The sequence below is a fragment of the Methylocapsa palsarum genome (genome assembly GCF_900114285.1).
In the GTDB taxonomy this organism is placed as follows: domain Bacteria; phylum Pseudomonadota; class Alphaproteobacteria; order Rhizobiales; family Beijerinckiaceae; genus Methylocapsa; species Methylocapsa palsarum.
The window spans coordinates 1-12,489 of the sequence record NZ_FOSN01000009.1 but is presented as its reverse complement, the minus strand read 5'-3'; the positions used below and the strand labels follow the sequence as shown (position 1 = coordinate 12,489).

Annotated in this window: 12 protein-coding genes; 7 read left to right on the top strand and 5 right to left on the bottom strand. The window is 62.8% G+C overall.

Going from position 1 to position 12,489, the window contains the following annotated elements; translation table 11 throughout:
* Nucleotides 1–7 precede the first annotated feature (7 nt).
* Nucleotides 8–1,888, bottom strand: coding sequence for an extracellular solute-binding protein (locus BM177_RS11190; RefSeq protein ID WP_091682303.1), 1,881 nt, complete (start codon nucleotides 1,886–1,888; stop codon nucleotides 8–10).
* Nucleotides 1,889–2,038: 150 nt separating this feature from the next.
* Nucleotides 2,039–2,575, bottom strand: coding sequence for a c-type cytochrome (locus BM177_RS11185; protein ID WP_091682300.1), 537 nt, complete (start codon nucleotides 2,573–2,575; stop codon nucleotides 2,039–2,041).
* Nucleotides 2,576–2,832: 257 nt separating this feature from the next.
* On the opposite strand from BM177_RS11185, the gene BM177_RS11180 reads away from it, so the two are divergent.
* Together BM177_RS11180 and BM177_RS11175 are read left to right on the top strand one after the other, a co-directional pair.
* Complete coding sequence (locus BM177_RS11180) at nucleotides 2,833–3,708, top strand: prephenate dehydratase (RefSeq protein WP_091682294.1); 876 nt, start codon at nucleotides 2,833–2,835, stop codon at nucleotides 3,706–3,708.
* A gap of 136 nt (nucleotides 3,709–3,844) precedes the next feature.
* Nucleotides 3,845–4,192, top strand: coding sequence for a hypothetical protein (locus tag BM177_RS11175; RefSeq protein ID WP_139223592.1), 348 nt, complete (start codon nucleotides 3,845–3,847; stop codon nucleotides 4,190–4,192).
* A gap of 63 nt (nucleotides 4,193–4,255) precedes the next feature.
* Here the strand turns inward: BM177_RS11175 and BM177_RS11170 are convergent, their stop codons facing one another.
* Both BM177_RS11170 and BM177_RS11165 read right to left on the bottom strand, forming a co-directional pair.
* Nucleotides 4,256–5,032, bottom strand: coding sequence for a tRNA1(Val) (adenine(37)-N6)-methyltransferase (locus BM177_RS11170; RefSeq protein ID WP_091682292.1), 777 nt, complete (start codon nucleotides 5,030–5,032; stop codon nucleotides 4,256–4,258).
* Nucleotides 5,025–5,249, bottom strand: a complete 225-nt coding sequence (locus BM177_RS11165) for a putative signal transducing protein (protein WP_091682291.1) — start codon at nucleotides 5,247–5,249, stop codon at nucleotides 5,025–5,027. Before BM177_RS11165 ends, BM177_RS11170 begins: the two co-directional genes overlap by 8 nt.
* Before the next feature lie 233 nt (nucleotides 5,250–5,482).
* Here BM177_RS11165 and BM177_RS11160 point away from each other — a divergent pair, with 233 nt between their 5' ends.
* The 4 genes from BM177_RS11160 to BM177_RS11145 all read left to right on the top strand — a co-directional run bounded on the left by BM177_RS11160 (nucleotide 5,483) and on the right by BM177_RS11145 (nucleotide 11,033).
* Entirely contained in the window at nucleotides 5,483–6,496 is a 1,014-nt protein-coding gene (locus BM177_RS11160; RefSeq protein ID WP_091682290.1) for a polyprenyl synthetase family protein, read from the top strand.
* A gap of 216 nt (nucleotides 6,497–6,712) precedes the next feature.
* On the top strand, nucleotides 6,713–7,918 hold the full coding sequence (locus BM177_RS11155) for a cell wall hydrolase (protein ID WP_244532272.1): 1,206 nt from the start codon (nucleotides 6,713–6,715) through the stop codon (nucleotides 7,916–7,918).
* Between the two features lie 271 nt (nucleotides 7,919–8,189).
* On the top strand, nucleotides 8,190–9,989 hold the full coding sequence (locus BM177_RS11150) for a tetratricopeptide repeat protein (protein ID WP_091682287.1): 1,800 nt from the start codon (nucleotides 8,190–8,192) through the stop codon (nucleotides 9,987–9,989).
* A 168-nt stretch (nucleotides 9,990–10,157) separates the two neighbouring features.
* The gene (locus BM177_RS11145) at nucleotides 10,158–11,033 is read left to right on the top strand and encodes a 4-(cytidine 5'-diphospho)-2-C-methyl-D-erythritol kinase (RefSeq protein ID WP_091682286.1); all 876 of its coding nucleotides are present in this window, start codon (nucleotides 10,158–10,160) and stop codon (nucleotides 11,031–11,033) included.
* A 193-nt stretch (nucleotides 11,034–11,226) separates the two neighbouring features.
* On the opposite strand, the gene BM177_RS11140 is transcribed toward BM177_RS11145, so the two are convergent.
* Nucleotides 11,227–11,559, bottom strand: a complete 333-nt coding sequence (locus tag BM177_RS11140; RefSeq protein ID WP_091682285.1) for a hypothetical protein — start codon at nucleotides 11,557–11,559, stop codon at nucleotides 11,227–11,229.
* 351 nt (nucleotides 11,560–11,910) lie between these two features.
* On the opposite strand from BM177_RS11140, the gene BM177_RS11135 reads away from it, so the two are divergent.
* Nucleotides 11,911–12,489: MgtC/SapB family protein (locus BM177_RS11135; protein ID WP_139223591.1), on the top strand; the 579-nt coding region annotated here is incomplete at its 3' end.

Here is a 12,489-nt window from a genome sequence, read left to right as displayed (position 1 = left end):
AGCGCCTTCAGCGGCCGGCGAAATTGATGCGTTTGGCCTTGTCGGCATCGTACCACCATGTCGAGACGACGCCCATCTCGTATCTTGGACCGCGCTTGGGCCGATCGAAAATGTCCCAAAAGGCGACGAGATGATTCGGCTTGTTCCACATCGGAACCCAGGAATGCTCCGCGCGCAAGATGCGGTCGATCGCCCGGCAGATCGAGGTCAATTCCTCGCGGGTGTCGGCGACGAGCGCTTTTTCGATCAGAGCGTCGACGGCTTTGTTCGAAATCCCGGAGACGTTGCGCGCGCCGGGCATGCCCGCGGACTCCGAACCAAACGTCCCGCGCATGCCTTCGCCAGGCGTCAGGCCGAAGCCGAACCGCGACGTCACGATATCATAGTCGAAGGCGTCGGTGCGGCGTTTGTACTGGGCCGCGTCGACGACCCGATAACGCGCCTCGATCCCCAGCAGCTTCAAATTCTTGATGAAGGGCGCGGTGTGCGGCTCCAGCGCGCCGTCGAAATCCAGAAATTCAATTTCAAAAGGTTTGCCGCCCGGCAATTCCAGAGCGGACCCCTTTCGCTTGCATCCGGCAGCGGAGAACAATTCGTTCGCCCGGCGCAAAAGCTCGCGATCCTGCCCGGAGCCGTCCGAGACCGGCGGCGAATAGACGTCATCGAATACGGCGGCGGGAAGATCGCTCCGGTACGGCTCGAGAAGCTTCAGCTCCTCCGGCGAGGGCTTTCCTGTCGCCGCCATCGGCGAGTTCTGGAAAAACGACGTGGTGCGCGCATAGACGCCATACATGATATTGGCGTTGGTCCATTCGAAATCGAACGCGAGGCTGACCGCCTCCCGGATCCGGTCATCCTTGAACTTGTCTCGCCGCATGTTGAGGAACCAGCCCTGCGTCCCCATCGGCGATTCGTCGGGCAGCGTTTCGCGCTTGACGCGGCCGTCCTTGGCCGCGGCGAAATCATAGCCGGTCGCCCAGACGGCGGAGGTGAACTCCTCGCGAAAGGTAAAAACGCCCGCCTTGAACGCCTCGAAAGCGACTTTCCTGTCGCTGAAATATTCGAAACGGATCTTGTCGAAATTGCCCTGCCCGCGATTGACCGGCAAATCCCGGCCCCAATAATCGGGGACGCGTTCGTAGGTGATGTAATGACCCTGATCGAACGCGCCGACCTTATAGGCGCTGGACCCCAGCGGCGGCTTCAAGGTGGTCTCGTCGAATGGGTTCGCGGCGTAATAGGCGGCGCTGAAAATGGGCTGGCCAGCCACGATCAGAGCCGCCTCGCGGCTATGGTTAGGCTTCAGCCGGACCATCACGATATCGTCGGCCTCGGCTTCGACGGCGTCCACGTCTCGCAGAGGCTGACGAATGATCGGATGGCCTTTCGTCCTCAGAATGTTGAGCGAGAAGACGACGTCGCGCGCGGTCAGGGGCGATCCGTCGTGAAAACGGGCCTCCTTGCGCAGCAGAAAGCGGTAGGTGTTCTTGTCCGGAGAGATCCGAACCGCGCGGGCGACGAGCCCGTAGAGCGTATCGGCCTCGTCGCCGTTCCCCGTCATCAGGGTGTCGAAAATACCCTCGAGGCCGGCCGCGCCGTCGCCCTTCAGAATATACATATTGAGCGTATTGAAGGTCGTGAAATTCTGGTTTCCAGCCGTCGCGCTGACCTGCAGCGCAATCTCGCCCCCCTTTGGCGCGTCGGGATTCACATAGGCGAAATGGGCGAAGTCGGGCGGCAGGGCGAGATCCCCGAAAACGGAAAGACCATGGCGTTCCGTGTCTCCCGCTGCGGCCGCCGCGCCAGGGCCGAAGAGATCGCGCGGCGCCAGACCAGCCGCGACGAGGGCCAGCGCGGAGCGGCGCGTAAGTCTGAACCGGCTCGGCAAAATGACCTCCTCCTTTGCGACGAATTCGGGCGCCGGACTACAAACGGGACCGGAATGCGATGCTTCGCGCCCCCCTACATAGACGCGAAAAAGCCGGGCGCAAACCCGGCTCCTTCAAAACGCTCCGCCCGGAGAAGCCCTCTCGAGCGATTACTTGGACGACACGGGCTTCGGATTTTCCGACAGGGACTCCAGATAGACGATGATGTCGGCGCGCTTATCGGGGTCTTTTTCGCCCGCATAGGTCATTTTTGTGCCGCTCGCATAGGTTTTCGGACCGGAGAGAAACTGGTCCAGCGCGTCCGGCGACCATGCTCCGCCCTTGGACTTGATCGAATCCGAATACGCAAAACCGGCGACCGACCCGATTGCGCGGTTGACGACGCCATAAAGCGGCGGGCCGGCCTTCGCCGCGCCGCCCTTGTCGAAACTGTGGCAGGACTGGCAGGCTTTTGTATTCGCTTCGCCCTTCCCCGGATCCGCCTTGGCGAGCCGAACCGGCAGAGGCTCAGCCGCGGCGGGCGCCGCCGACGCCTCGGCGACAGGCTCCGCGGCCGGAAGCGCATAGCCCGCCTTCACGAGTTTGTGGTGGGAGAAGATCACATCCGATGCGATGGCGAGAGAAATCGCAAGGAGAAGCGAGGCGAGGAAGGCCCCGGCGAACTTATTCATCTCGAAGGCGGACAAGGCGCTCCTCCAAATCCAAGCAAAGGAACCGGTCTAAGCGTTGACGCCGGCGCCGCGAAGCGAATCGCTCCGCCGCCGCATTTTTTGCTGCATTGCAGCAATATCTAGCCTTATCTTGCTTCGCCATGCAATAGATATGATGACGGGCAAATGCTACTTTTTGCCGCCTGCGCCGCCCCGGTCCGCCGGTACAGCCGGTTTTTCCCTTATCGCCCAACATGCGATAGACGTGCCGGTTCCAGCAAGAGGTTCCGAACATGACGGTTGCCAAAATCGCCTATCAGGGCGAACCCGGCGCGAATTCGCATATCGCCTGCACGAAGGCTTACCCCGGCCTCGATCCGATGCCATGCGCGACCTTCGAGGACGCCATGGCCGCCATCGAGGACGGCTCGGCGGCGCTTGGCATGATCCCGATCGAGAATTCGATCGCTGGACGGGTCGCGGATATTCACCACCTGCTCCCGAGCGCCGGACTTCATATCGTCGCGGAATATTTTCTACCGATCGACTTTCATCTTCTCGGGCTGAAAGGCGTCCCGCTCAAGGGCGTCACGTCGGTCTACAGCCACGTCCACGCGCTCGGCCAGTGCCGCAAGGTCATCCGGGAACTTGGAATCGCCGCGCATGTGACGGGCGACACCGCCGGTTCGGCTCGCGAGGTGGCGGAATGGGGCGATCCGGCCCGAGCCTCGATCGCAACCCGTCTCGCCGCGGATATTTACGGTCTCGACGTCCTCAAGGCCGACGTCGGCGACGAGCCGCATAACACGACCCGCTTCGTGGTCCTTTCCAAGAACGCGCGATGGGCCGAACGTTCCGGATCGACGATCACCACCTTCGTGTTCCGGGTGAAAAACGTGCCGGCCGCACTGTTCAAGGCGCTCGGCGGCTTCGCCACCAATGGCGTCAACATGACCAAGTTGGAAAGCTATATGGTCGAGGGGCAGTTCACAGCGACGCAGTTTCTGGCTGACGTCGACGGCCACCCGGAAGAACCGGCCCTCGCCCGCGCGCTGGAGGAACTTGCGTTTTTTTGCAGGGAACTCGACATTCTGGGCGTCTATCCCGCTCATCCCTACCGGATCGAAAGCCAATCGGCGGGAGCCGCCCGGTCGCGCGGCCAAAGCTAGCGAGGTTCTGGTCAAATCTTTGGCCCGACAACTAGATTTGATGCAGCATGCTCCCTCAATCGGCAAAATCGCGTTGCGCTCTGGCCGGTTTGAAGGCACGCTGAATTTGATTATTTGTCACCCTCGGGAGGGACGGATGAGATTTCTCCGTATTGTGACGTTTGCTTTATCGGCCGCCTGCGGCGGACTATTAATTGGATCTTCGACAGGCGAAGCCACGCCGATAGCGGGTATATTGCTCGGCGCTCCTTCCATACGAGACCTTGAAACCTCGCGAGACCTTGAAATCTCGAAAGACTTTCAGTCGCCGAATGCATTCGCCGTCGAAAAGGCCTATTATTACCATCGGTATCATCGGCATTATTATCATCGTCACCGTTATTACCGGCATTACTACCATCGCAGATATTATCACAGACGGTATTATCGCCCCTATTATTACCATCCCTATTATTATCGTCGCTGGCATCCCTACTACTGGTAGACGGAAATCGCCCAACACAAGGCGCGCGAGAACCCAAGGCGCAGGATCTGAATGCGCCCTGGTTCACCAGTCGATCAGCGCGCCTCGGTGAACGGCCGCGGCCCGCTCCGTAAACGATGTCCCCTCGTGCAGGATGAGCGCGGGCGCGAGACTCATTGGCGCGCGGCTGCCTTTTTTGCAACGCACCAGAATCCGGACGGCTTCTTTCGCGGCGCGAGGATGAACCGGAAGAACGGCGATCGCGCCGGCCCTCCCCCCCAAGGCGTCAAGAATGGCCGGCAGCGCGTCGGGGCGATGAATGAGGATCATCGTTCCGTCCGGTTCGACGAGCGCGAGAGACGCCGCGATCCAGGCGGCGAGGCCCGCCGGACCCGTCAAAAGCATCGCGTGCGCCGCGCGCCGCGCGGGGTCGGGGGACATTCGCGCCTTGCCCGGGTCATAGAACGGCGGATTGGTGATCACGAGACCGGCGCTTGCGTCGGACAATCCGGCGTCACGTCGCGCGCGAGGCGACAAGAGGTCGGCCTCGAAAACCGCGCCGCGATCGGAAAGATGATTGAGGGCGAGGTTTTCCCGCGCCAACGCCGCAACGCGCGGATCGTTTTCGACGAGCCCGATCCGCAAACCCGGCCGATGAAGAGCGAGCGCAAGGCCGGCGGCGCCGGCTCCCGCTCCAAGGTCGAGGGCGGCTCCGGAGAAAACCGCCGGAGCCGCGGCGGCCAGAAGCACGGCGTCGGTGCCGGCGCGATGGCCCTTGACCGGCTGTCGCAGCAGCAAAGCGCCACCGAGAAAAGCGTCGGCTTTGATCGGCGCGGAAGCCGTCGCCGGCGCGTCATTCATCGCGCAATTCCTCGGCGAGCCCCGCCTCGGACAGGGCCCTGCGCGCCCGAACCTCATCCTCCGGGGCGACGAGCACGCGCCGCGGCAGAAAGCCCAATGATCCTTCCATGGCGCTCATATGCTGATCAGCGACGAAAATCTCGATTCCGATTTCGAAGAGGATCGCCTCGGTCAAGGAAATCAGCACCAGATCGTTGGTCCGCAAAATCTCGATCACAGGCTTCTATCCGATCAATGTTCGTTTGCCGGAACAATCGTGGCGGCCGGGGGCGTCTTCAGAGGGCTGGCTAGACGGCTCGAATGGCCTTGAGATAACATGCGCCAGCGTTTTTTGCTTTTCCTCGGATTTCCGGCGCCCGTTGAAAAGCCCGCAAAGTTAAAAGATCGCATCCGCCAGTTGCGAAGCTGGCTGGCGCGCCCTAAGAAGTGCGCGCATTGGAGAATCCTGTCTTGGGCGTTGTCATTCCCCTCGAAGAAAAAGCGCAAGAGCCCGGCATCGAGGGGCTGCTTGCCCTGGTGAGCCCGGATATGGCCCGGGTCAATCAGACGATTCTGTCCCGATCCGCCTCCGACGTCTCGATGATTCCGGAGGTGGCCAATCATCTCATTTCCTCGGGAGGCAAACGGCTGCGCCCGATGCTGACCCTGGCGACAGCCGGGCTTTGCGGCTACTCCGGCGCGGGGCACATCAAGCTCGCGGCGTCCGTCGAATTCATGCATACGGCGACCCTTCTCCATGATGACGTCGTCGACGAAAGCGACATGCGTCGCGGCAAACTCGCCGCGCGGATGCTGTGGGGCAACGAGGCGAGCGTCCTTGTCGGCGATTTCCTTCTTGGTCAGGCGTTCAAGATGATGGTGGAGGTCGGCTCGCTGCCCTGCCTTGAGGTGCTGTCGTCGGCCGCCGCGGTGATCGCCGAAGGCGAAGTCATGCAACTTTCCGTCGCCAAGGACACCCAGACCAGCGAGGACGATTACCTCGCCGTGATCCGCGCCAAGACGGCCGCCTTGTTCGGCGCCGCCTCCGAGGTCGGTCCGCTGCTGGCGGAACGTTCCAAGGCCGAGATCACCGCCTGCCGGGGATACGGCCTCAACCTTGGCATCGCGTTCCAGCTGATTGACGACGCGCTCGATTATGGCGGCACGTCGTCGGCGCTGGGCAAGAACGTGGGGGACGATTTTCGCGAAGGAAAGATCACCCTGCCGGTGGTGCTCTCCTTTCGGCGAGGGACGCAGAAACAGCGCGAATTCTGGCGTCGCACCCTCGAAAAGGGCGAGATCGCCGGGGATGACCTCGAGACCGCCATCGCGACGATGCACCAGCACCGCGCGCTCGAGGACACGATCGAGCGCGCCCGCCATTACGGCGCCATGGCCCGCGACGCGCTGGAGCTTTTTCCCGCCTCGCCATGGAAATTCGCCCTGAACGACGTGGTCGATTTCTGCATCGATCGCGCGAGCTAACGCTCGTTCGGGAAGCGCCCCGGGCGAGCCTGTCGTGAAAGCTGGCCTCGCCGCGTTCGCCGAAAATTAACCAGTTCTCAAGTTTGATCAGCGATAAGCGCACGAGGCGGCGGCGAAGGCATCGCCTTCGCCAGCGATCAATCATTCGCCGTGAGCTGGGCGTGTGCTGGGCGTGAGCTGAGGATGAGTATGCGTCGTTCGCGGACGGGTTGGGCTATGAGCGCCGTCGCTCCCTGGTGGCTCGGCCTGGCGTTCGCGGTTTCGATCCCGGCGGACGCGGGCCAGGAACCCAGCGGCGCCTCGTTTGCTCCGCTCTCCTGGCGCGCTGCGGTCGAACCCGCGATTTTGGTGCCTTTGCCGATCCCCTCCGAGGCGGATTTCACCCGAATTTCAGGCGAGGCCGGCCGCCAATTGCGCGCGGCGAGCCTCGTCATCGGCCAATCCGCCGAGTTCACGCGCCTCGCCGACGAAATCGAGCCGCGGGCGGATCTGAAGCGGAGCGCACGAGGTTTTCCCGAAGTCGATCGCGAACACAAGGGCGATCCCATCGTGGGATTGCGCCCTGAATTCGACGGCAAGCTGCGTCAGCCCGGCGGTCTCGCGGCGCTGCGAACCGAAGACCTGGTTTTCAACCGCGCCGAGACCGCGCCGAGCAGCGCCTTCGCGGCGAGCGAAAACACAGACCCGGACCGCGACGCCGCCGCGGCCTTCGAACCCTGGCCCGATGGCGAAACCCCAATGACGGTGCGCGCCGCGGCCGAAGCCTCGCCGCGCCAACCCGGAGCCGTCGTGACCATGCGGCCTGCGGCGCTTTCCGAACGTCTGGCGCAAGGCGCGACCCCTCCCGTCCAGCGGGCCGTCGCGCTTGGTTCGACAACGCCGTCGGACGCAGATTCGACTCCTGTCGAGGTCGCCGCCCTCCCCTGGTCTCGCGACGAGCGCGCGCCGGACGCGGAGATCTTTCCGGGATCCAAATCGAGACCTGAATTCTCCGCCCTCATCGATCAGGACCAGATCGGCCGCGAGAAGCGCTGCCTCGCCGAAGCGATCTATTTCGAAGCGCGCAGCGAGCCCGAGGAGGGACAGGCCGCCGTCGCTCAGGTTGTGCTGAACCGCGTTTCGAGCGGCCTTTATCCGACGACCATTTGCGGGGTCGTCTACCAGAACCGCCGTCACGCCAACGCGTGCCAGTTTTCCTTCGCCTGCGAAGGAAGATCCCTTCGCGTCAACGATACCGCCTCCTGGCGCACGGCGGTTCGCATCGCCGACGAAGTCACGACCGGAAAGACCTATGTCGCGGAGATCGGCGACTCAACGCATTATCACGCCAATTATGTGAGGCCGCGCTGGGCGCGCAAGCTCGAAAAGACCGACGTGATCGGACGTCATATCTTTTACAAATTGCACCCGGGCCAGACTTGAAACTTCTTTCGGTCGCGCGAGCGAAGGCGATGCGATGGCCTACGGCCCGATCAGCCCAATCGTCTTCAAACCTAAAGCCTGGCGTTCACTCCGGCCGACCGGACGAAGGCGGGACCTACAGGCGGCCGGACAACACTTTGCCCGCAAGACAAGACTTGCCCACACCAGACAAGACTTGCCCGCTGGTCCAAGAAAGGCCATGTTGAGCCCATATCGCAATGCAAGGTCGTCCGAGCCGCTTAAGGGACGCCCTTTCCCAGGAAAGCGTCCGATGTCGATCGAGTCCAGGCTTTTGGCTACAGGTTTAAGCCAGGCGTCCCGCCGCTTCGCGCGTCGCGGGTTTGTCCTCGCCGGTCTTGCGGCGGCTCTGCTTCCGGCATTTCTCGCCAGCACGCAAGCCCGCTCGCGCGAGAGCCTGGCGATCGCCGCTCCGTTCGAAGTCGGGGAGAGCCCCGCCGGAAATTATCTCGCCGCTCTCGTGGCGGGCGCCGAACGCGACACGACGGCGGCCGCGACTTTTTTCAGAGAAGCGTTGCGGTTCGACCCGCACAATCCAAAGCTGATCGAACGCGCCTTCGTCGCCGCCGTCTCGAACGGCAATATGCAGGACGCCTTCAGCTTGGCTGAAAGGCTCGTCGCCCGTGATCCCGACAACAGTCTCGCGCACCTCGCTCTCGGTGTGAAGGCGATCAAGGCGAAACAATTCGCCGCCGCGCGCGCTCAATTCGCCAAAGGCGGCGCCGGCCATGAGCGCGATATCACCGCGACCCTTCTGACCGCCTGGAGCTATCTTGGCAGCGGCGACACCAAGCGCGCCCTGGCGCTCGTCGACCGGCTCCAGGACGAGAATTTCGGCGTGTTCCGAGACTATCACGCCGGCCTCATCGCCAGCATCGGGAATAATCCGACCGAGGCGGCGCGGCGGATGAAATTGGCCTACGAGGCCGACAAGAACACGTTGCGGCTTGTCGACGCCTACGCCCGCTTCATGGCCCGCAAGGGCGACGTCGAAGAGGCCCGGAAGGCTTATGAGGCGTTCGACCAGATCCTTCCGAATCATCCGATCGTCATCGCCGCCAAGGCCGACCTTCGGGATGGAAAAGCGCTGCAGCCGCTTGTCCTGAACGCCGAGCAAGGCGCCGCCGAGGTGCTTTATGGACTTGGCGCCGCGGGCGGCCGTCAGGGCGACGAACTCGCCGCGATGATCTATCTGCGGCTCTCGCTCTACCTCGCCCCGCAGAACAGTCTTGCGATCATCACGCTGGCCGACATTTACGAACGCATCAAACAGAACGAACAGGCGATCGACGTCTACGAGACCGTGCGCGACGACGACCCGCTCCGCACAACCGCCGATATCCAGGCCGGGCTCATCCTTGAAAACCTCGGCCGGCCGGAACAGGCGGCCGCGTATCTTCAGCGGATCGTCCAGGAACATCCCAAGGACGAGGACGCCTTGCAGGCGTTGGGCAATCTCCAGCGCGCACACAAGCAATATTCCGAGGCTATCGAAACCTACACCCGCGCCCTCAGCGAATCGGCCAAGTCGGACAAGGCGAACTGGCCGATCTACTATTTTCGCGGAATCAGCTACGAGCGGGAAAAAAAGTGGCCGCAGGCGGAAGCCGACTTCAAAAAAGCGCTCAGCATCTTTCCGGACCAGCCGCTCGTGCTGAACTACCTCGGCTACAGCTGGGTGGATCAGGGCATGAACCTTGACGAAGCTTTCACCATGCTGCATCGCGCTGTCGAGCTCCGCCCGACCGACGGCTATATCGTCGACAGTCTAGGATGGGCGAACTACAAGCTCGGCCGGTACGACGAGGCCGTGAAGGAGCTGGAGCGCGCGATCGACCTCAAGCCTTCGGACCCTGTCATCAACGACCACCTCGGCGACGCCTACTGGAAAGTCGGACGCAAGCTCGAAGCGCAATTCCAATGGAACCACGCGCGCGATCTGGGTCCGGAGCCGGAAGACAAGGCGAGGATTCTCAAGAAGATCGCAGAAGGCTTGAGCGAGAACGAAAACCCCGCCGCGGCGCAGGTCGACCCCAAACGTAACGGGGGCTGACGGCGACCTCGCCGCAAAACGCGCGCGGAGAGCCCTCTGCATATTCTCCCGCGACCCGGCCGCTGTCGCGATCCGCGCGGCGAATTTCGCCGCGCCGCTTTCTATCCGCCAAACGCCTTGTCCGTCTTTTCCCGCCAAGCGTCCGGCAGGACTCCCGCAGGATCCCCTTTGTCTCACGTCCTCACCGAACGCGCGCCTGCGAAAATCAATTTGACCCTGCACGTCATCGGTCGGCGCGACGACGGCTTTCATGCGCTCGAAAGTCTCGTCGCGTTTTCGCGCGGCGGCGACACGCTCTCGTTGGCCGCTGGCGAACCTTTAAGCCTTAAGGTCGACGGGCCTACGGCGCTGGCTTCGGGCTCGCTCGAATCGAACCTTGTGCTGCGCGCCGCGCGCAACTTCTCTCAAGCCTATCCCCACGCCCGTCTCGGCGCCTTTCATCTGGTCAAACGCTTGCCAGTCGCGGCGGGAATTGGAGGCGGTTCGTCCGACGCCGCAGCGGCGCTGCGTCTTCTCGCTCGCGCCAACGGGATTTCGATCGAGGACGAGGGCGTTAACGGCGCGGCGCGGGCGACCGGCGCCGACGTTCCGGTCTGCCTCGCCAAACGGGCCAGAATGATGATGGGCGCCGGTGAAGTGCTGGGTCCGCCGCTCGAGCTCCCGCCGCTCGTGGGGCTGATCGTGAACCCGGGCGCGCCGCTCGAAACGAAAACCGTCTTCGCGCGGATGAACATCGCCGTGGGAGCGCTCACGCGTTTCGGCGACCATCCGGAGATCTCGCCGCACATGCCTTTGGACGCTCTGGTCGCCGCGCTCCGAAAAGGCAGGAACGACATGGAGCCCGCCGCCTGCGTGCTCGCGCCGGTCCTCGGGGACGTGCTCGCGATCCTGTCCGCGGCGCCAGGCGCCCGCCTCGCCCGAATGTCGGGTTCTGGCGCGACCTGTTTCGCCCTCTTCAAGGATTGCAGAACCGCAAGCCGGGCCGGAAAGGCGATTTCACGGGCGCATCCGGCCTGGTGGATCAAAACCTGCGTCCTGAACTAGAGCGCTTTCCGATCGCATGAAATCATGCGATCGATCAGAAATCGCTCCAGAGTCAAAAGCTTGAGCATATTCTTGTCGATTGGATTGCTTCAATCCAATCGGAATATGCTCTAAACGCTGCGGCCTCGAGGCGGGGCCGCAGGCTCAGATCGCGGCCGGCGCATGTGAGCGCCGCATTCTTCCAGTCGGAAACCTAGCCCTGGCAGGTATACAGCAAGCCGCCGTTCGCAACGCACGAATGCGGCGGGCGAGTCAGATTTGTCAGAACGTATTCGACGCCGCCAAAGACCATCGTCGATCCTGAGACGATGCCGACGGCGACGCCGTTCAGCACCGGAAAGATGACTTCTCCGAACAGAGGGGTCACAAGCGGAATATAAACCAGATCCCGATTGGGTTTGTGAACGACCAGAACATGCTCAGGGGCGTAGGTGAGATGCGCTTTTTGCTTTCTGTGAAACGCGAACGCGGACGACGAGGCCAGAATGAGCGCGGCCGACAGGCCAAGTGCGGCGATCTTTTTCATGCGGTTTTCCTTTGAGATCCCTGAATGCGGTCAGGCCGACGCCGTCCGATGCGGGGCGTCGCGACCGGCGAGAGTTCCGGCGTGCTGCGATATCCGCCTGAGTTTGGTTCGACCGATAGCGCACGACTTCAGGTTGCTGAACCTTCGCATGAGCAGAAGCCTTTGAGAGTGGCGAAAATTGGGCGCGCTTCGCGAAGTTGATCGAGATGATCATTTCGGCGGATCATTCGCCTGGCCTGACGCCGCCGCGGGCGAGCGGCTGACAGTTCGTCGCTCGCGGCCGCGCTCGGGGCTGGTTCGCTCCGCGAAGGCGGTCTAAGGTCGATCACAAAAAGGACGATCAGAGAGACAATGGCCCATCTCGATCCTGTGATCCTTCGCCTCGGCGTTGCTCTGGGAATTGGCCTTCTGATCGGCACGGAGCGCGAGCGCCGGAAAGGAGAGGGTCCCGATCGGGCTTCTGCGGGTCTGCGCACCTTTGCGCTCGCATCCCTCACCGGGGCTATTGGTTTCATCACTGGCGGCGTGTTCCTCCTTGCGGTCCTGATCGCCGGCGTTTTCGGCTTGACCGCTCTGGCCTATCGGCGCGGGCATGACGAGGATCCCGGCCTCACGACTGAAATAGCCCTCTCTGCGGCGACGATCCTCGGCGGACTTGCGATGACGCAACCCGGACTTTCCGCCGGCGTCGCCGTTGCGGTGACGATCCTTTTGAGCGCGCGCTCGGCGCTGCATGGATTTGTGCGTTCAGGTCTGAGCGAAGGCGAGGTCCGGGACGCGCTGATCTTCGCGGCCGCCACGCTGATTGTTCTGCCGCTCCTGCCCGATCAAGCGATGGGCCCTTTTGGAGCGCTCAACCCCCACGCGATCTGGATCATCGCCATCCTCGTCATGGGCATCGGCGCCTTCGGCCATGTCACAGTCCGCCTT

Excerpts from the sequence above, each read along its gene's own strand:
- BM177_RS11180 (WP_091682294.1), top strand. The coding sequence starts at position 2,833 with ATGACGGTTGCCAAAATCGCCTATCAGGGCGAACCCGGCGCGAATTCG.
- BM177_RS11175 (WP_139223592.1), top strand. The coding sequence starts at position 3,845 with ATGAGATTTCTCCGTATTGTGACGTTTGCTTTATCGGCCGCCTGCGGC.
- BM177_RS11170 (WP_091682292.1), bottom strand. The coding sequence starts at position 5,032 with ATGAATGACGCGCCGGCGACGGCTTCCGCGCCGATCAAAGCCGACGCT.
- BM177_RS11155 (WP_244532272.1), top strand. The coding sequence starts at position 6,713 with ATGAGCGCCGTCGCTCCCTGGTGGCTCGGCCTGGCGTTCGCGGTTTCG.
- BM177_RS11150 (WP_091682287.1), top strand. The coding sequence starts at position 8,190 with ATGTCGATCGAGTCCAGGCTTTTGGCTACAGGTTTAAGCCAGGCGTCC.
- BM177_RS11140 (WP_091682285.1), bottom strand. The coding sequence starts at position 11,559 with ATGAAAAAGATCGCCGCACTTGGCCTGTCGGCCGCGCTCATTCTGGCC.